This is a genomic window from Pseudarthrobacter sp. LMD1-1-1.1 (genome assembly GCF_040676255.1).
GTDB lineage: Bacteria > Actinomycetota > Actinomycetes > Actinomycetales > Micrococcaceae > Arthrobacter.
This window is the reverse complement of record NZ_JBEGHP010000001.1, coordinates 543,319-565,344: the sequence shown is the minus strand read 5'-3', so window position 1 is coordinate 565,344 and position 22,026 is coordinate 543,319. Positions and strand designations below refer to the sequence as shown.

At 63.9% G+C, this 22,026-nt stretch carries 17 protein-coding genes and 1 tRNA gene; 3 read left to right on the top strand and 15 right to left on the bottom strand.

What is annotated here, in order from left to right:
- Positions 1-84: 84 nt before the first annotated feature.
- The 6 genes from fusA to MRBLMD1_RS02715 all read right to left on the bottom strand — a co-directional run bounded on the left by fusA (position 85) and on the right by MRBLMD1_RS02715 (position 11,867).
- The gene (gene fusA, locus MRBLMD1_RS02740; RefSeq protein WP_159631359.1) at positions 85-2,199 is read right to left on the bottom strand and encodes an elongation factor G; all 2,115 of its coding nucleotides are present in this window, start codon (positions 2,197-2,199) and stop codon (positions 85-87) included.
- Positions 2,200-2,268: 69 nt separating this feature from the next.
- A complete protein-coding gene (gene rpsG, locus MRBLMD1_RS02735; RefSeq protein WP_003803829.1) occupies positions 2,269-2,739 on the bottom strand; it encodes a 30S ribosomal protein S7 in 471 nt (156 codons plus the stop codon).
- A gap of 1 nt (position 2,740) precedes the next feature.
- Complete coding sequence (rpsL, locus tag MRBLMD1_RS02730; RefSeq protein ID WP_009358312.1) at positions 2,741-3,115, bottom strand: 30S ribosomal protein S12; 375 nt, start codon at positions 3,113-3,115, stop codon at positions 2,741-2,743.
- Between the two features lie 436 nt (positions 3,116-3,551).
- Positions 3,552-7,451, bottom strand: coding sequence for a DNA-directed RNA polymerase subunit beta' (locus MRBLMD1_RS02725; RefSeq protein WP_159631358.1), 3,900 nt, complete (start codon positions 7,449-7,451; stop codon positions 3,552-3,554).
- 104 nt (positions 7,452-7,555) lie between these two features.
- Positions 7,556-11,065, bottom strand: coding sequence for a DNA-directed RNA polymerase subunit beta (gene rpoB / locus MRBLMD1_RS02720; RefSeq protein WP_364397278.1), 3,510 nt, complete (start codon positions 11,063-11,065; stop codon positions 7,556-7,558).
- 310 nt (positions 11,066-11,375) lie between these two features.
- A complete protein-coding gene (locus tag MRBLMD1_RS02715) occupies positions 11,376-11,867 on the bottom strand; it encodes a hypothetical protein (protein WP_364397275.1) in 492 nt (163 codons plus the stop codon).
- 271 nt (positions 11,868-12,138) lie between these two features.
- Here MRBLMD1_RS02715 and MRBLMD1_RS02710 point away from each other — a divergent pair, with 271 nt between their 5' ends.
- Together MRBLMD1_RS02710 and MRBLMD1_RS02705 are read left to right on the top strand one after the other, a co-directional pair.
- Complete coding sequence (locus tag MRBLMD1_RS02710; protein ID WP_159631356.1) at positions 12,139-13,338, top strand: acetyl-CoA C-acetyltransferase; 1,200 nt, start codon at positions 12,139-12,141, stop codon at positions 13,336-13,338.
- Positions 13,338-13,835, top strand: coding sequence for an aminoacyl-tRNA deacylase (locus tag MRBLMD1_RS02705; RefSeq protein ID WP_159631355.1), 498 nt, complete (start codon positions 13,338-13,340; stop codon positions 13,833-13,835). Before MRBLMD1_RS02710 ends, MRBLMD1_RS02705 begins: the two co-directional genes overlap by 1 nt.
- 73 nt (positions 13,836-13,908) lie before the next feature.
- Here the strand turns inward: MRBLMD1_RS02705 and rplL are convergent, their stop codons facing one another.
- The 9 genes from rplL to MRBLMD1_RS02660 all read right to left on the bottom strand — a co-directional run bounded on the left by rplL (position 13,909) and on the right by MRBLMD1_RS02660 (position 20,457).
- Complete coding sequence (gene rplL / locus MRBLMD1_RS02700; protein ID WP_018760467.1) at positions 13,909-14,286, bottom strand: 50S ribosomal protein L7/L12; 378 nt, start codon at positions 14,284-14,286, stop codon at positions 13,909-13,911.
- Positions 14,287-14,363: 77 nt separating this feature from the next.
- A complete protein-coding gene (gene rplJ, locus MRBLMD1_RS02695) occupies positions 14,364-14,945 on the bottom strand; it encodes a 50S ribosomal protein L10 (RefSeq protein ID WP_141942696.1) in 582 nt (193 codons plus the stop codon).
- A gap of 296 nt (positions 14,946-15,241) precedes the next feature.
- The gene (locus MRBLMD1_RS02690; protein WP_364397269.1) at positions 15,242-16,360 is read right to left on the bottom strand and encodes a GNAT family N-acetyltransferase; all 1,119 of its coding nucleotides are present in this window, start codon (positions 16,358-16,360) and stop codon (positions 15,242-15,244) included.
- A 7-nt stretch (positions 16,361-16,367) separates the two neighbouring features.
- On the bottom strand, positions 16,368-17,507 hold the full coding sequence (locus MRBLMD1_RS02685; protein ID WP_364397266.1) for a GNAT family N-acetyltransferase: 1,140 nt from the start codon (positions 17,505-17,507) through the stop codon (positions 16,368-16,370).
- Positions 17,508-17,631: 124 nt separating this feature from the next.
- Positions 17,632-18,339, bottom strand: coding sequence for a 50S ribosomal protein L1 (gene rplA / locus MRBLMD1_RS02680; protein WP_159631352.1), 708 nt, complete (start codon positions 18,337-18,339; stop codon positions 17,632-17,634).
- Between the two features lie 179 nt (positions 18,340-18,518).
- The gene (gene rplK, locus MRBLMD1_RS02675; protein WP_018760472.1) at positions 18,519-18,950 is read right to left on the bottom strand and encodes a 50S ribosomal protein L11; all 432 of its coding nucleotides are present in this window, start codon (positions 18,948-18,950) and stop codon (positions 18,519-18,521) included.
- A gap of 128 nt (positions 18,951-19,078) precedes the next feature.
- Positions 19,079-19,903 carry a transcription termination/antitermination protein NusG gene (gene nusG / locus MRBLMD1_RS02670; RefSeq protein WP_364397261.1) on the bottom strand — a complete coding sequence of 275 codons (825 nt, stop codon included), beginning with the start codon at positions 19,901-19,903 and terminating at the stop codon, positions 19,079-19,081.
- 114 nt (positions 19,904-20,017) lie between these two features.
- Positions 20,018-20,302, bottom strand: a complete 285-nt coding sequence (gene secE, locus MRBLMD1_RS02665) for a preprotein translocase subunit SecE (RefSeq protein WP_159631350.1) — start codon at positions 20,300-20,302, stop codon at positions 20,018-20,020.
- 82 nt (positions 20,303-20,384) lie between these two features.
- A tRNA-Trp gene (locus MRBLMD1_RS02660) sits at positions 20,385-20,457 on the bottom strand.
- A 278-nt stretch (positions 20,458-20,735) separates the two neighbouring features.
- On the opposite strand from MRBLMD1_RS02660, the gene MRBLMD1_RS02655 reads away from it, so the two are divergent.
- Complete coding sequence (locus tag MRBLMD1_RS02655) at positions 20,736-21,953, top strand: pyridoxal phosphate-dependent aminotransferase (protein WP_224026671.1); 1,218 nt, start codon at positions 20,736-20,738, stop codon at positions 21,951-21,953.
- The last annotated feature ends 73 nt before the right edge of the window (positions 21,954-22,026 follow it).

Sequence of the window (22,026 nt, the reverse complement as noted above, 5' to 3'; positions counted from 1 at the left end):
CGGCCGGCCCGGCCACCTGCACCGGCCACGCTGTCCGCTGGCAGACAGCGCCACCGAGGTGTTCGCTTCGAAAGTCCGGAAGGACTACTCGCCGCGGGACTTCTGGATGATCTCGTCGGCAACTGCCTTCGGGACCTCGGCGTAGCTGTTGAACGTCATGGAGTACACAGCACGGCCCTGGGTCTTCGAGCGCAGGTCACCGATGTAGCCGAACATGCCGGACAGCGGAACGTGCGCACGGATGACCTTGACGCCCTGTGCATCTTCCATGGACTGCATCTGGCCACGGCGGGAGTTGAGGTCACCGATAACTTCACCCATGTATTCCTCAGGGGTGCGGACCTCGACATCCATCAGCGGTTCGAGCAGAACCGGGTTCGCCTTGCGTGCAGCTTCCTTGAAAGCCATACGGCCGGCGATCTTGAACGCCATTTCCGAGGAGTCAACATCGTGGTACGCGCCGTCGATCAGCGTGGCCTTGATGCCAACAACCGGGTAGCCGGCCAGGACGCCGTCGTTCAGTGCATCCTGGATGCCCGCGTCAACAGACGGGATGTACTCGCGGGGAACGCGGCCACCAGTGACCTTGTTCTCGAACTCGTACAGCTCGCCCTCGGCGGTGTCCAGCGGCTCGATGGCAATCTGGATCTTTGCGAACTGACCCGAACCACCGGTCTGCTTCTTGTGCGTGTAGTCGTGGCGTTCGACGGCGCGCTTGATGGTTTCGCGGTAAGCAACCTGGGGCTTGCCCACGTTGGCCTCAACCTTGAACTCGCGGCGCATGCGGTCCACCAGGATGTCCAGGTGGAGCTCGCCCATGCCGGCGATGATGGTCTGGCCGGTGTCTTCGTTGAGGGACACCTGGAAGGTGGGGTCCTCAGCGGAGAGCTTCTGGATGGCCGTGGACAGCTTCTCCTGGTCACCCTTGGTGTTCGGCTCGATGGCAACCGAGATCACGGGCTCCGGGAAGCTCATGGACTCGAGCACAATCTGGTTGCTGGCATCGCACAGGGTGTCACCGGTGGTGGTGTCCTTCAGGCCGATGGCTGCGTAGATGTGGCCGGCGGTAGCGCCCTCAACGGGCATTTCCTTGTTGGCGTGCATCTGGAACAGCTTGCCGATGCGCTCCTTCTTGCCCTTGGTGGAGTTGACCACCTGGGCGCCTGCTTCCACGTGACCGGAGTACACGCGGATGAAGGTGAGCTGGCCGAAGAAGGGGTGGGCCGCAATCTTGAACGCCAGGGCCGAGAACGGCTCGTCAGCGGAAGGCTTGCGGGTCAGTTCCTTCTCTTCGTCACGGGGGTCGTGGCCGACCATCGGGGGCACGTCGAGCGGGTTCGGCAGGTAGTCCACAACCGCGTCGAGCATGGGCTGAACGCCGCGGTTCTTGAACGCGGAGCCGCAGAAGATCGGGTAGAGCTCGGAGTTGATCGTCATCTTGCGGATGCCGGCCTTGAGCTCGTCGATCGAGATCTCTTCACCCTCGAGGTACTTCTCCATGAGTTCCTCAGAGGACTCTGCGACGGTCTCAACGAGGTTCGCGCGGTACTCCTCAGCCTTTTCCTGGAGGTCAGCGGGGATCTCGCGGATCTCGTACTTGGCACCCATGGTCACGTCGCCCTTGGCGTCGCCGGGCCACACCAGTGCACGCATGTAGAGCAGGTCCACGACGCCGATGAAGTCGTTCTCGGCACCGATGGGCAGCTGCATGACCAGCGGCTTGGCACCGAGGCGGCTGATGATGGTGTCTACGGTGAAGTAGAAATCAGCACCGAGCTTGTCCATCTTGTTGACGAAGCAGATACGCGGAACGTTGTACTTGTCCGCCTGGCGCCAAACAGTCTCGGACTGCGGCTCAACGCCTTCCTTGCCATCGAAGACGGCAACTGCACCGTCGAGGACGCGCAGGGAGCGCTCCACCTCAACCGTGAAGTCCACGTGGCCGGGGGTGTCGATGATGTTGATCTGGTTGTTTTCCCAGAAGCAGGTCACGGCGGCAGACGTGATGGTGATGCCGCGTTCCTTTTCCTGTTCCATCCAGTCGGTGGTCGACGCGCCGTCGTGCGTTTCGCCGATCTTGTGGTTCACACCCGTGTAGAACAGGATGCGCTCGGTGGTGGTGGTCTTGCCGGCATCGATGTGGGCCATGATGCCGATGTTGCGGACCTTACTAAGGTCGGTAAGCACGTCCTGTGCCACGGGGTCTCCTTTTGGGATGGACTACACGTTCGCCGCCGGCTCGGTTGAGCCGGCGGCGCCCGGGGAGTATTACCAGCGGTAGTGTGCGAAGGCCTTGTTGGACTCGGCCATCTTGTGGGTGTCTTCGCGACGCTTCACAGCGGCACCGAGACCGTTCGACGCGTCCAGGATTTCGTTCTGGAGGCGCTCGGTCATCGTCTTCTCGCGGCGGGCCTTGGAGTAGCCAACCAGCCACCGCAGGGCGAGTGCGGTGGAGCGGCCCGGCTTGACCTCAACCGGAACCTGGTAGGTGGCGCCACCGACACGGCGGGAGCGGACCTCGAGGGAAGGCTTGACGTTGTCCATGGCCTTCTTCAGGGCTGCAACGGGGTCGCCGCCGGACTTGGCGCGTGCGCCTTCGAGTGCACCGTAGACGATGCGCTCTGCCGTGGACTTCTTGCCGTCAACGAGTACCTTGTTGATGAGCTGGGTTACCAGCGGGGAACCGTATACCGGATCCGAAACGAGCGGCCGCTTGGGGGCCGGACCCTTGCGAGGCATATTACTTCTTCTCCATCTTTGCGCCGTAGCGGCTGCGGGCCTGCTTACGGTTCTTCACACCCTGGGTATCGAGGGCGCCACGGACGATCTTGTAGCGGACACCCGGGAGGTCCTTAACACGACCACCGCGAACGAGCACAATGGAGTGCTCCTGCAGGTTGTGGCCAACACCGGGGATGTAGGCGGTAACTTCCACGCCGCCGTTGAGGCGCACACGTGCCACCTTACGCAGAGCCGAGTTCGGCTTCTTCGGGGTGGTGGTGTAGACGCGGGTGCAGACACCGCGGCGCATGGGGCTGCCCTTAAGCGCGGGAGCCTTGGTCTTTGAGACCTTAGGCGTGCGGCCCTTACGGACCAGCTGGTTAATCGTAGGCACTCTCGTGTTCTCCGTTTTATCCGGAGTGGCTGTTTCCGGCCACTCTCCTGTTGCGTTGCCCCGCCGCCCGGGCCCTGAAGGGAATCTCCATGGCGGCGAAGGCGAAGCCTTAATAGTCGGATCGCACACCGGCACGAAACGTACATTCCTGTAGTTCCCTAGGCATGCAAAAATGTGGCATACGTTGCACAAGAACCCTGCAAACCGGAAACGTCGCTCTGGTCCAGCTTCTCAGCTGGTACCGGCGCACTCATCCACTGCCACAATAACAATTGGTAACAAGTCTAGCATGGACGGGCTCCATGCCTTAATCGACGGGTTAAACGGGGATGGTCCCCCACCTTTCGGTGCGGGACCATCCCTCTTGCATCCTAAGGGCGGGGCGGAGGGTCCCTACGTGGCGCGGAACGCAACACGAAAGGGACCGCCCTGCCCGTCAGCGGAAGTCGTTGCCCAGGTCGTAGTCATCCAGCGGGATGGCGTGGAACTCGGGAGCTCCGTCACCGCCCAAGGTGTCGTACGAGAAGTCACTGAATGCGCTGGGGCCGGTGAACAGGTTGGCCTTTGCTTCCTCAGTGGGCTCCACGGTGACCTCGGTGTAGCGCGGGAGGCCCGTGCCGGCCGGGATCAGCTTACCGATGATGACGTTTTCCTTCAGGCCGAGCAGCGGATCGCTCTTGCCTTCCATTGCCGCCTGCGTCAGGACGCGGGTGGTCTCCTGGAAGGAAGCTGCGGACAGCCAGGACTCGGTGGCCAGCGACGCCTTGGTGATGCCCATGAGCTCAGGACGTCCGGAAGCCGGAGTCTTGCCCTCGGACACAACGCGGCGGTTGGCGTCCTCGAAGCGGCTGCGCTCGGCGAGCTCGCCGGGCAGCAGGTCCGATTCGCCGGACTCGATGACCGTGACGCGGCGCAGCATCTGGCGGACGATAACCTCGACGTGCTTGTCGTGGATACCGATGCCCTGGCTGCGGTAAACGCCCTGCACTTCGTCCACGAGGAACTTCTGTGCCGCACGCGGGCCCATGATGCGCAGGACCTGCTTGGGGTCGACCGGGCCGTTGATCAGCTTCTGGCCCACGGAGACGTGGTCGCCGTCTTCGATCAGCAGGCGTGAACGGCGGAGGACCGGGTAGGCGATCTCTTCCGTTCCGTCATCCGGGGTGATGACCAGGCGCATCTGGCGCTCGGACTCTTCGATGGTGATGCGGCCGGCTGCTTCAGCAATCGGGGCGACACCCTTCGGAGTACGGGCTTCGAAGAGCTCCTGGATACGGGGCAGACCCTGGGTGATGTCGTCGCCACCACCGGCGGAAACAGCACCACCGGTGTGGAACGTACGCATGGTCAGCTGGGTACCGGGCTCACCGATGGACTGTGCGGCGATGATGCCCACGGCCTCGCCGATGTCCACGGTCTTGCCGGTGGCCAGCGAGCGGCCGTAGCACAGGGCGCAGGTGCCGACGCTGGACTCACAGGTGAGTACGGAGCGGACCTTGACCTCGGTGATGCCTGCCTTGAAGAGCTCATCGATCACGACGTCGCCGCAGTCGGTGCCGGCGGCTGCGAGGACGTTGCCCTCGGAGTCCACGACGTCGACGGCCAGCGTACGTGCGTAGGCGCTGTTCTCGACGTTCTCGTCCAGGACCAGCTCACCGTTGGAATCGGCGACGGCGATGGGCGTGACCAGGCCACGCTCGGTGCCGCAGTCCTCTTCACGGACGATGACGTCCTGCGAGACGTCCACCAGACGACGGGTCAGGTAACCCGAGTTGGCGGTACGCAGTGCGGTATCGGCCAGGCCCTTACGGGCACCGTGCGTGGCGATGAAGTATTCCAGCACCGACAGGCCCTCGCGGTAGGAGGACTTGATGGGGCGCGGGATGATCTCACCCTTCGGGTTGGCCACCAGGCCACGGATACCCGCGATCTGGCGGACCTGCATCCAGTTACCACGTGCACCGGAGGACACCATGCGGTTGATGGTGTTCATCGGGGACAGGCTCTCACGCATCACGGAGGCGATGTCGTTGGTTGCCTTGTTCCAGATCTCGATCAGTTCCTGGCGGCGCTCGTCGTCGTCGATCAGGCCCTTGTCGTACTGGCCCTGGATCTTGGCGGCGCGTTCTTCGTACCCGGCAAGGATTTCCGGCTTGGCAGCAGGAACCTCGATGTCGGAGATGGCGACGGTGACGCCTGAACGGGTGGCCCAGTAGAAACCGGCATCCTTCAGGTTGTCCAGCGTTGCCGCGGTGACGACCTTGGGGTAGCGCTCGGCGAGGTCGTTGACGATCCGGGACAGTTCGCCCTTGTCGGCAACGGCTTCAACCCACGGGTAGTCCTCGGGCAGGGTCTGGTTGAAGACAACCTGGCCCAGGGAGGTCTGGACGAGTGCCGGCTGACCGGGCTCCCAGCCTTCCGGGGCTTCCCAGCCGGCGTAGGGGACGAATCCTTCGAGCCGGATCTTGACCTGCGAGTTCAGGTGCAGCTCGCGTGCATCGAAGGCCATGATGGCTTCCGACACGGAGGAGAAGATCCTGCCTTCGCCGGCGGAACCCTTGCGCTTGGTGGTCAGGTGGTACAGGCCGATGATCATATCCTGCGAAGGCAGGGTGACCGGGCGTCCGTCAGAGGGCTTCAGGATGTTGTTCGAGGACAGCATCAGGATGCGAGCCTCAGCCTGCGCCTCGGGGCTCAGCGGCAGGTGGACTGCCATCTGGTCGCCGTCGAAGTCGGCGTTGAACGCGCCACAAACCAGCGGGTGCAGCTGGATTGCCTTGCCTTCAACAAGCTGCGGCTCGAACGCCTGGATGCCCAGGCGGTGCAGGGTAGGTGCACGGTTGAGCAGCACCGGGTGTTCGGTGATGATCTCTTCGAGCACGTCCCAGACCTGCGGGCGGTAGCGCTCCACCATCCTCTTTGCCGACTTGATGTTCTGGGCGTGGTTGAGGTCAACCAGGCGCTTCATCACGAACGGCTTGAAGAGCTCCAGGGCCATCTGCTTGGGCAGGCCGCACTGGTGCAGCTTCAGCTGCGGGCCGACGACGATGACCGAACGGCCGGAGTAGTCGACGCGCTTGCCGAGGAGGTTCTGGCGGAAACGGCCCTGCTTGCCCTTGAGCATGTCGCTCAGGGACTTCAGCGGACGGTTGCCAGGTCCGGTGACCGGGCGGCCGCGGCGGCCGTTGTCGAAGAGGCTGTCAACAGCTTCCTGAAGCATGCGCTTCTCGTTGTTGACGATGATCTCCGGAGCACCCAGGTCAAGCAGGCGCTTGAGGCGGTTGTTGCGGTTGATCACGCGACGGTACAGGTCATTGAGGTCGGAGGTCGCGAAGCGGCCACCGTCCAGCTGGACCATGGGGCGCAGTTCCGGCGGGATCACCGGGACGGCGTCGAGGACCATGCCGAGCGGGCTGTTGTTGGTGGTCAGGAATGCGTTGACCACCTTGAGCCGCTTGAGGGCACGGGTCTTGCGCTGGCCCTTGCCGTTGGCAATGACGTCGCGCAGCAGGTCGGACTCGGCCTGCATGTCGAAGTTCTCGAGGCGCTTCTTGATGGCCTCGGCACCCATGGAGCCTTCGAAGTACATGCCGTAGCGGTCGCGCAGTTCGCGGTACAGGCCTTCGTCACCTTCGAGGTCGGCGACCTTCAGGTTCTTGAAGCGGTCCCAGACCTGCTCGAGGCGCTCGATGTCGGCGTCGGCACGCTTGCGCACGTTGGCCATCTGGCGGTCGGCGGAGTCGCGGGCCTTCTTCTTGTCGGCAGCCTTGGCGCCTTCGCCCTCGAGGCGTGCGATTTCGCCTTCAAGGTCGCGGGCAATCGCGGCGATGTCGGCATCGCGGTTGTCGATCAGCTGCTTCTTCTCGATGTCGTGCTCAACCTGCAGGTTGGGCAGTTCCTCGTGGCGGGCAGCTTCGTCGACGCTGGTGATCATGTAGGCAGCGAAGTAGATGACCTTTTCGAGGTCCTTCGGGGCCAGGTCAAGGAGGTAGCCCAGGCGGGACGGAACACCCTTGAAGTACCAGATGTGCGTAACGGGGGCGGCCAGTTCAATGTGGCCCATGCGCTCACGGCGGACCTTGGCGCGGGTGACTTCAACGCCACAGCGCTCACAGATGATGCCCTTGAAGCGCACGCGCTTGTACTTGCCGCAGTAGCATTCCCAGTCCCGGGACGGGCCGAAGATCTTCTCGCAGAAGAGGCCGTCCTTCTCGGGCTTGAGCGTGCGGTAGTTGATGGTTTCCGGCTTCTTAACCTCGCCGTACGACCAGCCGCGGATGTCTTCCGCGGTGGCGAGGCCGATCTGCATGAGGCCGAAGGAGGATTCGCTGGACATATGGTCCCTGTTCTCTCTTGTTCTCTAAATTCTGAAGTCTTGGTGCGGGATGAGGGAGGTGGGGTTCGACGGCGGGTGCGCACCCGCCGTCGAACGCCCGCCTGCTAAACCTCTTCTACGGAGCTGGGCTCTGCGCGAGACAGATCGATGCCCAGTTCTTCCGCAGCCGTGAAGACTGCGTCATCAGAGTCACGCATTTCAATTGTGGTTCCGTCCGTGGAAAGAACTTCCACGTTCAGGCACAGCGACTGCATTTCCTTGATCAAGACCTTGAAGGATTCTGGAACGCCCGGCTCGGGGATGTTCTCGCCCTTGACGATCGCTTCGTAGACCTTCACACGACCGTGGATGTCATCGGACTTGATCGTGAGGAGTTCCTGGAGGGTGTAGGCGGCGCCGTAAGCTTCGAGCGCCCACACTTCCATTTCACCGAAGCGCTGGCCACCGAACTGTGCCTTACCACCCAGCGGCTGCTGCGTGATCATGGAGTACGGGCCGGTGGAGCGTGCGTGGATCTTGTCGTCCACCAGGTGGTGGAGCTTCAGGATGTACATGTAGCCGACCGAGATCGGATCCGGGAACGGCTCGCCGGAGCGGCCGTCAAACAGGCGGGTCTTGCCCGAGGAGTTGATCAGGCGGTCACCGTCGCGGGTCACGTTGGTGGAGTCCAGCAGGCCCGTGATTTCCTCTTCGCGGGCACCGTCGAACACCGGCGTGGCAACAGTGGTGGGACCACTCTCGCGCGGCAGGTTCGGCAGCTGCTTGACCCACTCGGGCTCGCCTTCGATCTTCCAACCGGTCTTGGCAACCCAGCCGAGGTGCGTTTCGAGCACCTGGCCCACGTTCATACGGCCCGGAACACCCAGCGGGTTCAGGACGATGTCAACGGGGGTGCCGTCGGCAAGGAAGGGCATGTCCTCGATCGGAAGGATCTTGGAGATAACACCCTTGTTGCCGTGGCGGCCGGCGAGCTTGTCGCCGTCGGTGATCTTGCGCTTGGCGGCCACGTAGACGCGGACCAGCTGGTTCACGCCCGGGGGCAGCTCGTCGTCGTTGTCGCGGTCGAAGACGCGCACGCCGATGACGGTTCCGGACTCGCCGTGGGGAACCTTCAGGGAGGTGTCGCGGACTTCGCGGGACTTCTCACCGAAGATGGCGCGCAGCAGGCGCTCTTCCGGGGTCAGCTCGGTTTCACCCTTCGGGGTGACCTTTCCGACCAGGATGTCCCCTGCTTCAACCTCGGCACCGATGTGGATGATGCCGCGCTCGTCCAGGCCGGCCAGGACTTCCTCGGACACGTTGGGGATGTCACGGGTGATTTCCTCGGCACCAAGCTTGGTGTCGCGGGCATCGATCTCGTGCTCCTCGATGTGGATGGAGGAAAGGACGTCCTCGGCAACGATGCGCTGCGAGAGGATGATGGCGTCCTCGAAGTTGTGGCCTTCCCATGACATGAATGCCACGAGCAGGTTCTTGCCCAGTGCGAGCTCACCCTGGTCCGTAGCCGGGCCGTCGGCGATGATGCCGCCAACTTCCAGGCGCTGGCCTTCGTTCACCAGGACGCGGTGGTTGTAGCAGTTGCCCTGGTTGGAACGGGCGAACTTGTTGATGCGGTAGTTGGTCTCGGTGCCGTCGTCGTTGAGCATGATGACGAGCTCGGCGGAAACCTCGGTGACCACACCGGCCTTCTTGGCGATGACAACGTCACCGGCGTCGACGGCGGCGGCGCGCTCCATGCCGGTGCCCACGACGGGGGCCTCGGAACGGACCAGCGGCACAGCCTGGCGCTGCATGTTGGCACCCATGAGTGCACGGTTGGCGTCGTCGTGCTCCAGGAACGGGATCAGGGCCGTAGCCACGGACACCATCTGGCGCGGGGAAACATCCATGAACTCGACGTCGGCGGCGGGAACCAGCACGGGCTCGCCTCCACCACCGCGGGCACGGACCAGGACGGTCTCTTCAGCGAACTTCTTGTTCTCGTCCAGCGGCGCGTTGGCCTGGGCGATCAGAACCTCAGCCTCGTCGTCGGCCGTCAGGTACTGGACGTCGTCGGAGACGACGCCGTCCTTGACGAGGCGGTACGGGGTCTCGATGAAACCGAACGGGTTGATGCGGCCGTAGGAAGCCAGCGAACCGATCAGACCAATGTTCGGGCCTTCAGGGGTTTCGATGGGGCACATACGTCCGTAGTGGGACGGGTGCACGTCACGGACTTCCATGCCGGCGCGGTCACGGGACAGACCACCGGGGCCAAGGGCCGACAGGCGGCGCTTGTGGGTCAGGCCCGAGAGCGGGTTGTTCTGGTCCATGAACTGCGACAGCTGGGAGGTTCCGAAGAACTCCTTGATGGCCGCAACCACGGGGCGGATGTTGATCAGGGTCTGCGGCGTGATGGCCTCGACGTCCTGGGTGGTCATACGCTCGCGGACAACGCGCTCCATGCGGGACAGGCCGGTGCGGACCTGGTTCTCGATGAGCTCGCCGACGGCGCGGATGCGGCGGTTGCCGAAGTGGTCGATGTCGTCGATCTCGACGCGCAGGTCCACTTCCTGGCCATCGCGGGTGCCCTTGATGGTCTTCTCGCCGGCGTGCAGCGCGACGAGGAACTTGATCATGGCGACGATGTCTTCAACGTGCAGGACAGAGGCTTCCTTGTCGCCAAGGGAGCGGTCGATGCCAAGCTTGCGGTTGATCTTGTAGCGGCCAACCTTGGCCAGATCGTAGCGCTTGGAGTTGAAGTACAGGTTGTCCAGCAGGGAATGGGCAGCCTCGACGGTGGGCGGCTCGCCCGGGCGCAGCTTGCGGTAGATGTCCAGCAGGGCGTCTTCGCGGGTTTCGGTGGCGTCCTTCTCCAGGGTTGCCCGCATGGAGTCGTACTGGCCGAACTCTTCGAGGATCTGGCCTTCGGTCCAGCCCAGGGCCTTCAGCAGCACCGTGACGGACTGCTTGCGCTTGCGGTCGAGGCGGACACCGACCTGATCGCGCTTGTCGATCTCGAGCTCGAACCATGCACCGCGGGACGGGATGATCTTGGCGGTGAAGATGTCCTTGTCGCTGGTCTTGTCGGCGGCGCGCTCGAAGTAGGCGCCCGGCGAACGGACCAGCTGGGAGACGACGACACGCTCGGTGCCGTTGACGACGAAGGTGCCCTTCTCGGTCATCAGGGGGAAGTCACCCATGAACACGGTCTGCTGCTTGATTTCGCCCGTGTTGTTGTTCATGAACTCGGCCTTGACGTACAGCGGAGCCGAGTACGTTGCGTCCCGGTCCTTGCACTCAGCCATGGTGTACTTGGGGTCAGCGAACTCCGGATCGGAGAAACTCAGGGACATGGTGCCCTGGAAGTCCTCGATCGGGGAGATCTCTTCGAAGATGTCCGACAGGCCGGACGTGGTGGCGACGCTGAGATCGTTTTCTTCGACAGCCTTTGCCACGCGTGCCTGCCAGCGCTCATTGCCGACCAGCCAGTCAAAGCTGTCCGTCTGCAGGGCAAGCAGATTCGGAACGTCAAGGGGTTCGTGAATCTTTGCGAATGAGAGCCGGCGAGTGGCACCATCAGTGCTGTCGGCAGTGTTAGCGGTTTCGTTATTAGAGGTGCTCGAGGCGACCAAGAGGGATCCTTCCACAGACCTTCAGGCGTTTTCAGATCTCCCCCGCTGTGCACCCTGCGAAGTGACTCCGCAGCGCTACCATCCGGTTCCGCTATATGACCCGGGGCCTGAACTGACTATGCTGTGACCGTTGTTACGGCACGTTGATTGCCAGCTGCCAGGCAAAGCCCACCGCTATATGAAGGCTGAAGGTAAACAGGGAAGACGCAAATATCTACGATACGGCAAAACAACCTACGTGTCTACCCCACATCCCGCCGGATTGCAAGCACCCAGTTTCCGGCGGCCTGCACCAGGAGTGCCGGACCGCCTAGAGGCGCAGCGTGACGCCCTCGGCCGTGCAGGTGCCGGCGTTCACGAAAACGGCATCCCTTACGGCGTCCTTGGATTCCTGGGACGGCTTGCCCCCGGTTTCCGCCACCGACGAGTGGTCGATGGCCAGCAGGCTCAGCGAGGTGAACAGGCCCCTCAAGTCCCCGGAAACAGTGTCCTTGGCGTCCTGGGCCCGGGAGTACACGTCCTCGTAGCCCTGTGAATCGGTGGGGGAAACGGCGCCATAGTCCGCCACCAGTTTGTTGAAGAGTTCGCAGGCCGCCTTGGTTCCCCCTGACCGGGCCGCACCGGTACTTCCAGGCCCGGTGGAGACGGCAGGGCTGGTGCTTGCCGCGCCGTTGTCCGAGGGTGCCGGCGTGGCCTGGGTTGTTTCCGCCGGCGCCGGCGTGGACATCGAGCAACCCGCCAGCGCACTGCCCGTCAGTACGGCCATGGCGGCGATGGCAGCCGCAGTAAATGTCTTGTTCACGATGTCGCTCCGTCCGTCCCGGCTCCGGACCTGGTGTCCCCCTGCAAAGCGCGTCCCCCTGCAAGGCCTCGCCGTCCACCCTACGCAAGCGGCCGCCGTCGTGCACAACACAGTGGATGGGTACCTCTCCCCTGCCGTCCGGGGCTGCAAAGCCCGGCGGCACGGTGCCGCGCAGGAATGCACGTGGCGCTCCCGGCGTTTGAATAGTTGGGTGACCAGGCTCACGATAGCCTTGGTGGCTTAGACCGAAACCGGACTGAAAGTGGTAACCATGGACAACACTCCCCACAGCAATGACGTTGTCATCCTCGGGGCCGCACGGACTCCGCAGGGCCGGATCAACGGCCAACTGTCCAGCCTCACGGCAGTGGATCTCGGTGCGCACTCCATCAAGGCCGCACTGGCCTCCAGTGGCGTCGATGCCGCGGATGTGGAGGCTGTCATCATGGGCCAGGTCCTGCAGGCAGGCGCCGGGCAGAACCCTGCGCGGCAAAGCGCCATCGGCGCCGGCATCGGGTGGAATGTGCCTGCCGTGACCGTCAACAAGGTGTGCCTTTCCGGGCTGACCGCGGTGATTGACGCCGCCCGGATGATCCGCGCGGGCGAGGCTGCCGTGGTGGTGGCCGGCGGCCAGGAGTCGATGAGCCGGGCACCGCACCTGCTTCCGGGATCGCGGCAGGGGTGGACCTACGGCTCCATCCAGGCGCTGGACGCTGCCGCCCACGACGGGCTGACCGATGCCTTTGACGGGGAGTCGATGGGCCTGTCCACCGAGACGCGGAACCTCTCGCTGGGTATCGACCGCACCTCCCAGGACAACGTCGCCGCCCAATCGCACCAGCGCGCGGCGCTTGCGGCGAAAAACGGAACGTTCGACGGCGAGATCGCACCTATCAGCGTCAAGCAGCGCAAGGGCGAGCCCCTGGTGGTGGACACCGATGAAGGGGTCCGCCCCAATACCTCGATCGAATCACTGGCCGGCCTGCGCGCTGCATTCGTCACTGACGGCACCATCACCGCAGGCAACTCCTCTCCCCTGTCCGACGGCGCCGCCGCCCTGGTGATCGCATCCCGCGGCTACGCAGAGGAGCACGGGCTCGAATACCTGGCGGTGGTCGGGAAGCCGGGACAGGTGGCCGGGCCTGACAACTCCCTGCATTCCCAGCCGTCCAACGCCATCATGAACGCCCTGGGGAAAGCAGGGTGGAGCACCGCCGACCTTGACTTCATCGAGATCAACGAAGCCTTCGGCTCGGTGGCCGTGCAGTCCCTCAAGGACCTGGACTACCCGCTGGAGAAGTGCAACCTCCACGGCGGCGCCATTGCCCTGGGTCATCCGATCGGCGCCTCGGGTGCCCGGCTGGCCGCCCACGCCGCCCATGAGCTGAAGCGGCGCGGGACCGGCAAGGCTGCAGTGTCCCTCTGCGGCGGGGGCGGGCAGGGCGAGGCCCTCCTGCTGTACCGCGACTGATGGCGGGCTCATCCGGAAACGGAGCGGACGGCGTCGGGCGGGAACGGTTCCTGGCCGACGCCGCTGCCCGCGGCCTGGCAGTTGACGTGGTGGAACGGCCCGCAGCGAAGAGCCTCGAAGAGGCTGCGGACATCATGGGAATCACACCGGCGGACATCGTCAAATCCCTGGTGGTGAAGCACAAGGACGGGACGTTCCTCTTCGCGCTCATCCCGGGCGACCGGCAGATTTCGTGGCCCAAGCTCCGTGCCCTGGTGGGCGTGAACAAGCTGTCGCTGCCGCCCGCAGGAACTGCACTGGAGGCAACCGGCTACGAGCGGGGCACCATCACCCCGCTGGGCAGCACCACCGCCTGGCCCGTCTATGCCGACGCCACGATCACCGGGCGGCGCATCTCCATGGGCGCCGGGGCACTCGGCTACAGCGCGTTCGTGGATGCCGATGAGTTGACCGCAGCCCTGGGCGCCGTGGTGGCGGACATCAGCGAACCGTCCTGAAACGGAAAGCCTTTGTTAAAGCAGGAAACCCCGCCCACCGAAGTGGACGGGGTTTCCGAAGGAAAAGGCGTTGTTACTTGAGGGTAACGGTGGCGCCTGCAGCCTCGAGCTGCTCCTTGGCCTTCTCGGCAGCTTCCTTGTTGGCGCCTTCGAGAACAGCCTTGGGGGCGCTGTCAACCAGGTCCTTGGCTTCCTTGAGGCCGAGGGAGGTGATGGCGCGAACTTCCTTGATGACTGCGATCTTCTTGTCACCGGCAGATTCGAGGATGACGTCGAAGTCGGTCTTCTCTTCAACCTCTTCAGCAGCTCCGCCACCGGCGGGGCCGGCAACTGCAACAGCAGCGGCGGTAACTTCGAAGGTCTCTTCGAAGAGCTTGACGAACTCGGAGAGCTCGATGATGGTCAGTTCCTTGAAAGCTTCAATGAGCTCTTCGTTGCTGAGCTTCGCCATGGTAGGCGTCCTTCCTGTTGTGGTGTCCCGCCGGCGTTAGGCCGGGATAACACCGGAGTCTGGTGGGGTAAAGAGAATTAGTTCTCTTCGGCAGCAGGAGCTTCAGCGGGAGCTTCAGCTTCAGCGGCAGGGGCTTCTTCAGCGGCAGGCGCTTCGGCAGCTGCCGGTGCACCGTTCTCTTCTTCAAGCTTGAGGCGCAGTGCGTCGATGATGCGTGCAGCTGCGGCGGCAGGTGCCTTGAGGACGCCTGCAACCTTGGCGAGCTGCAGCTCGCGGGACTCGAGGGCAGCCAGTGCGGCGACCTCGGTGGCGTCCAGCGCCTTGCCCTCGAAGTAACCGGTCTTGATGACCAGCTGCTTGTTGGCCTTGGCAAAATCCGTCAGGCTCTTGGCAGCGGCAACTGCGTCACCCTTGATGAACGCGATTGCAGTGGGGCCGGCAAGCTGGCCGTCGAATGCTTCGACGCCGGCTTCCTTGGCTGCAATGGCGGTCAGGGTGTTCTTGACGACCGCGAACTTGGTGTCCTGGCCGAGAGAAACACGCAGCTGCTTGAGCTGTGCAACGGTGAGCCCGCGGTATTCGGTCAGGACAGCGGCGTTCGATTCCTTGAAATCGTTAGTGATCTCAGCTACTGCTGAAACCTTGGTAGGCGTTGCCATAACCCTCCTTCCGGGGATAGTGCCGGTATTCGACGGTCCCCGCTCAAGAGAGCTAAAACTAAAAACGCCCCGCGCAGATGCACGGGGCTTGGCTCAACACGTTTATCCCGTGGAGCTTTGCTTCGTTCACCTGCGCCGGCCGCCCTGCGTTGAGGGTCCTTCGTCCGGAAAGCCACTGTGGTCCCCAGCGCACAACTGCAGAGTTGAGCCATGTTCAGGAGAGTGGATTTCCAACAACCGACGGTCTTTGGTACTCCCAGCTTACGCGAGGCATTGCCGGTCCGCCAAATCGGCGCTCAGCTGGTGCTGGTGCGCAGCGTGGGGAGCTCCTTCTGCCAGATACCCGTCACGCCGGCCGTCTGGAATCCGAGCTGCTTGTTGACCGTCAGCAGGTACCGGTTCTCCGGCGCATTCCAGGTGTAAATGATGCGTGCGTCCGGGAACTGCTCGCTGAGCCGCTCCATGTTGGCCACCTTGATCAGCAGCCCGAGCTTGTTGCCCCGGTGTTCCTGCAGGACCAGGGTGTCGTCCTGGAACACCACGTCAGCCCGGTGCGCCAGGACCGTGATGGTGGTCAGGCCCACCAGCGCCCCGGTGGCGATGTGCTCGACGGCGGTGACCACCGTTCTCCTGCCCTGCGCGATGGCGACGTCCTCCGCCTCACGCAGGATGCCGCCGTCGAACACCATGTCCTGTTCAATCGGCGCATCCAAGGACGGGTCAACGTCGGCGCCGGCCTGGTTTTCGAGCGCGGCCACGGCCTCCAGCCAGCGGTCCGGGCAGCGGTCCGTCCAGTGGTGCAGCCGGTACCTGCCGTTATTGGCTTCCTCGGCTTCAGCCTGGAGGTCGGCCACGAGCTTGGTGTCCAGGGGCAGGAGACAGGAGCTGAACTGCTCAATGTGCTGCAGCGTGTACCCGGTCTTCTGCGCGAACTCCACTTCGCGGCTCTCCAGGGGCACAAACCCCTGTCCGGAGCCGGGCACCAGCTGGGCCCGTTCAAACTCATGCAGTGACGCGCCCGGATGGTTGGTATCAACCAGGATCATGGTGCGGCCTTCACCCCTGGCCAGCTGTTCGGCAGCCTCAAGCAGGCGGCGCCCCACCCCCTGCCGCTGGAACTCGGGCAGGATGTCCAGGGTGAGCTCGGCCAAGTCCAGGTGGTCGGTCAGGGGCAGCGCGATATCAACCGTGCCTACAATGGCGCCGTCCACCTTGGCAACGAGGATCAGCTGGCGCTCGTACGGGTCCGCGAACTCAAGCAACTTTTCCTGCGGACCGTACGCAAGATCGTCGCTGCCCCACGTCTGCATCCGGACCTTGCGGCCCACCTCCACGGCGGCGAGGAAGTCCGCCGCGTCCGGGGTGTCCAATGAGTCGGGTACATACAGCTGCTCGATCTTCACGTCTATTGCCATGCGGGCATCATCCCAGCCGTTTCTGCCACTCACCTTCATAGCCGGCGGGCCTGAATCCAAGGGCGGTATTTATCGCCAGCATATGCTGGTTTTCGCTGGCATTCCATGTCAGGACCGAGCGCGCCCGGGGCCATTTTTCCTGTGCACGCCGCAGGTTGGCCGCCTTGATCAGCATCCCCAGGCGGTGGCCGCGGTGCCCCGCCGCGACAAGGGTGTCCTGCTGGAGCAACGACTCCGGAACCTGCGGGCGCCAGGCCAGGACGGAGTAGGCGACCAGTTCACCGGTGGGGCGGTACACCGCCGCGGCCACAGAGGTCTGCACACCGCTGCGGACCAGGGCCTGTTCATCGTCCCGCACGCGGCGTACGTCCCAGTCCTCCCGCTCCCAGTCCATTCCGGCTGTGGGGGCGTCCGTGCTCATCCGCGCGCGCAATCCGGCATAGCCGTCAACGAGCGTGTCCGGGCAGTGGCCGTCCCAGGCCGTCAGGATGTAATCGCCGCTGCGGGCCAGGGCTTCAGCCTCCAGGCGTGCCAGCCGGGCATCCGGTACGGGCAACATGAGCCGGCTGGAACGCTCCACCTGCTCAAGCGCATACCCGGCGGACAGGGCAAAGGCGGTTGCAGGGTCATCCCCCGGCAGTTGGCCGGCCCCGGATCTCGCGGCGACCATGGGCGAATCACGCCGTACAGCGTCCAGCGGCACCTCATGGAAGGAGTCCAAGGATGACCTGCCGCGTGCCCGTGCCACGGTTTCGGCGTGCTCCAGCAGGGCGCGTCCCAGTCCCCTGCGGCGCCGGGCAGGTATGACCAGGACGTCGATGCCTGCAGTGGCCAGGTTCTCGCGCAGGGGCAGCGTCACCGAGCACATTCCCACCGGTTCCCCGCCGGCCCGGGCCAGGAACAGGTGCCGTTCCTCGTACTCGTTGCCGCGCCAGAACTCCAGCGCTTCAGCCGGAGTAAGGCAGCGTTCCAGGCTCCCCCAGACAGCCAGCGCCTCTGCCTCCTTCAAGGCCTGGCAGGCCAGAAGGTCCGGAGACGGCTCGGTGCCAGGGAGGTCCTGGCCGCGCGGAGGAATGACGACGGCGGCAACCGCCAGGGCAGCGGACGGCGGCGAAGACGCGGGCTGGGTTCGCTTGGGCTGGTCCATGCCGCCAGCTTAGGCACTGCCCGCGGGTATGGACGCAAAAAAGAAGACCGCCCCGGCACATGAGCGCCGGAACGGTCTTCAGTTGCTCCGGAATCACTCCGGGAGCAGGAACTTCAGTGAGGGACTATGCCTCGGTGAGCACCTTGGTGACGTTGGGGTCCACGGAGATGCCGGGGCCGAACGTGGTGGCAACGGTGGCCTTCTGGATGTAGCGGCCCTTCGCAGCGGACGGCTTGAGGCGAAGAACCTCTTCCAGTGCTGCTGCGTAGTTCTCGGCCAGCTTGATGGCGTCGAAGGAAACCTTGCCGATGATGAAGTGCAGGTTGGAGTGCTTGTCGACGCGGAAGTCGATCTTTCCACCCTTGATGTCGTTGACGGCCTTGGTGACGTCGGGGGTCACGGTGCCCGTCTTCGGGTTCGGCATCAGGTTACGCGGGCCCAGGACCTTACCGAGGCGGCCAACCTTGCCCATGAGGTCAGGGGTGGCAACGGCGGCGTCGAAGTCGGTCCAGCCGCCGGCGATCTTTTCGATCAGGTCGTCGGAACCAACGAAGTCGGCGCCGGCTGCGATTGCGGCCTCAGCCTTGTCACCCGTTGCGAAAACCAGGACGCGGGCGGTCTTGCCGGTGCCGTGGGGCAAGTTGACGGTGCCGCGGACCATCTGGTCAGCCTTGCGGGGGTCGACGCCGAGGCGGAAAGCGACCTCAACGGTGGCGTCGAACTTGGACGGGTTGGTGTCCTTGGCCAGCGTTACTGCCTCGAACGGTGCGTAGTGCTTCTCCGCGTCGATCTTGGCGGCTGCTGCCTCATATGCTTTGCTGCGCTTTGCCATGCTGCTTATTTCTCCTTGTGCAGTTGTGGTCTGCGGACCGCGCTGGGCCCTGCCACAGTCGGCGATCCGGTTCGTTATCCGGCCCGGATGGCCAACATTTCAATTTTTTTGGTGCCGGTGTCCCGGCGGTGCCGCCCGTCGTCGTCAATTACCACGACGCTGGACAGCGGTCAGGGATGTTAGCCCTCGACGGTGATGCCCATGGAGCGGGCGGTGCCGGCGATGATCTTCGCTGCGCCTTCGAGGCTGGTGGCGTTGAGGTCTTCCATCTTGGTGGAAGCGATCTCATTGACCTGGGCCTGGGTCAGCTTGGCAACCTTGACGGTGTGCGGGGTGGATGAACCCTTGGCGACGCCTGCAGCCTTCTTGATGAGCTCTGCAGCCGGCGGGGTCTTGGTGATGAACGTGAAGGAACGGTCCTCGTAGACCGTGATTTCCACGGGGATGACGTTTCCGCGCTGGGCTTCCGTCGCAGCGTTGTACGCCTTGCAGAATTCCATGATGTTGACACCGTGCTGGCCAAGCGCAGGACCGATCGGCGGGGCCGGGTTGGCGGCACCTGCCTGGATCTGCAGCTTGATGAGGCCGGTGACCTTCTTCTTGGGAGCCAATGTAGGGTCCTTCTCTCAATAACGTCCTGGGGCACAGGAGCGTGCCTCAGGTTTTTGGCCGCCATGGCAAGGCGGCCGGCCGTTCCGGTGCCACTAAGCGGGCGGCACCGGGACGAATTCTAGGATTCTCAGATCTTGGTGACCTGGTTGAACGCCAGGGTGACCGGCGTTTCGCGCTCGAAGATGGAGACCAGCACCACGAGGGTCTGGGACTCGGGCTTGATCTCCGAGATCGTGGCGGGGAGGGTCTCGAACGGACCTTCCTTGACGATGACGGACTCGCCGACCTCGAAGTCGACGGCCACGGGAACCTGGTTCTGCTTGTTGACCGGCTTGCCCTTCTCGGCCTGCTCTTCCTCGAACACGGGAGCGAGCATGGAGAAGACCTCGTCCAGGCGCAGCGGGACCGGGTTGTGGGCGTTGCCCACGAAGCCCGTGACGCCGGGGGTGTGGCGGACGGCGCCCCAGGAGGCATCCGTCAGGTCCATGCGGACCAGGACGTAGCCGGGGATGCGGACGCGGTTGATCACCTTGCGCTGGGCGTTCTTGATCTCCACGACTTCTTCCATGGGCACCTGGATTTCGAAGATGTAATCTTCCATGTCCAGGGTCTGGATGCGGGTTTCAAGGTTGGCCTTCACGCGGTTCTCGTAACCGGCGTAGGAGTGGATGACGTACCAGTCACCCTCCTGGCGGCGCAGCTTGGCCTTGAACTCCTCGGCCGGGTCAGCGGCTGCGGTGGCTGCAGCGGCGGCAAGGGCGTCTGCGGGCTCGTCTTCACCCTCGGCGTCGGAAGCGGCGGCTTCGTCGGCGTCAACAACTGCTGCGTCGGAGGCTGCGTCGTCGGATTCGGGCGTGGAGGACTCAACCTCGGACTCTTCACCGGCTTCTGCCGTGACGTCCGGGGATTCTTCCAGCCCAGTCTCGGTTACCTCGAGCTCCTGCTCAGACACTTGGTCTCCTGCTTCCTCATTGCCTAACATGCCTATTTAAATGGCTCAATTCCGCACGCCGGCGCTTCCTTCCGGTTTCCCGGGCGAAACACGCGGCCTGCGGACCGTGCAGCCTTAGCTGTCCTTGGAGCCGGTGCCGCCGAAGATCCAGCTGACAGCGGTTCCAAAACCAATGTCCAGCAGGCTGACGATGACCATCATGATGGTCACGAACACCAGCACCACGAGCGTGTAGTTGATCAGTTCCTTGCGGGTGGGGGCAACAACCTTCTTCAGTTCGCCGATGATCTGGCGGACAAAGAGTGCAATGCGGGCGAAGAAGTTTGCCTTGGCTTCCTTCTTAGCTGGGCGGCCCTTGGAGCTGCTGGCAGCTGTTTCGGTCACCTGGTCCTCGCTCATCTTTGCAATGGTGGATTACCCGGCCCTGATCAGAACCATGGTTGCTGCGCCTGCTCCGGGCTTTCGCCCGGAGCAGCTTGCGCAGGGCAGACAGGACTCGAACCTGCAACCTGCGGTTTTGGAGACCGCTGCGCTACCAATTGCGCCACTACCCTATGGAGTGAATTCCACTTCTTTGATGGCCCAACACCAGTTTGGACTGGGGCGCACGCCATCATCTGTGTTTCAACACCGGTGAACCAGTCTACGCAAGAACTTCGCGTAGGTAAAACCAGCCCGTTCCGGCCCATCCGCAGTCCGGCCTGAAACGTGCTGCGTGGGGCAGTCATAAATCAAAACCGGCACCCCGGAGGGTCCGGTGAACAGCATAGAGTAGAACTCGTCGAATCCCACATTCCAGCCTCCGGGCTGCAAGCGAAGAACGGACCTGCCAATGTCTTCCGCCCGCGTTTCCCAACGCATTTCCGCTATTGCCGAATCCGCAACCCTGGCCGTTGACGCCAAGGCCAAGGCGCTGAAGGCAGCTGGCCGGCCGGTTATTGGTTTCGGTGCGGGCGAACCCGATTTCCCCACCCCGGACTACATCGTCCAGGCGGCCATCGAGGCTGCCGGCCAGCCCAGGTTCCACCGCTACTCCCCTGCCGGCGGCCTGCCCGAGCTGAAGAAGGCAATTGCGGAGAAGACGCTGCGCGACTCCGGCTACACCGTGGATCCCTCACAGGTGCTGGTCACCAACGGCGGCAAGCAGGCCGTCTACAACACCTTCGCCACCCTGGTGGATCCGGGCGACGAGGTCATCGTGCCTGCCCCGTTCTGGACCACCTACCCGGAGGCCATCCGGCTGGCAGGCGGCGTGCCCGTGGAGGTCTTCGCCGGGCCCGAACAGGACTACCTGGTGACTGTTGAACAGCTCGAAGCGGCCGTGACGGACCGGACCAAGATCCTGCTGTTCGTCTCGCCGTCGAACCCCACGGGTGCTGTGTACTCCCCCGAGCAGGTGGCGGAGATCGGCAAGTGGGCCGCGGCCAAGGGCCTGTGGGTGGTCACGGACGAAATCTATGAGCACCTGACCTACGACGGCGTCCCGTTCACGTCCATCGCCACCGCTGCCCCGGAACTGGGCGACAAGGTGGTCATCCTCAACGGCGTTGCCAAGACGTACGCCATGACCGGCTGGCGGGTGGGCTGGATGATCGGCCCGGCAGACGTCATCAAGGCCGCCACCAACCTCCAGTCGCACGCCACGTCCAACGTGTCCAACATCATGCAGATCGCCGCCCTCGCCGCCGTGTCCGGCCCGCTGACCGCCGTCGATGAGATGAAAGTGGCGTTCGACCGCCGCCGCAAGGCCATCGTCGCGGGGCTGAATGCGATTGACGGCGTGGAATGCCCGACGCCGAAGGGCGCCTTTTACGTATACGCCGACGTCCGTGCGCTGCTTGGTAAGGAATTCCCCACCGCGTCCGGCACCGCCACGCCGCAGACCTCCGCGGAGCTGGCCTCGCTCATCCTCGACGAGGTTGAGGTGGCAGTGGTTCCGGGCGAGGCGTTCGGCCCCTCCGGCTTCCTGCGCCTCTCCTACGCCCTGGGCGACGACGACCTCGCCACGGGCGTCCAGCGGCTGCAGGACTTCCTGGGCAAGGCCCAGTAACGCCCCATCACCTTTCGCAGGAAGAACCAGAACGCCCCATCACCAAGTGATGGGGCGTTCTGGTTTAAGGCCC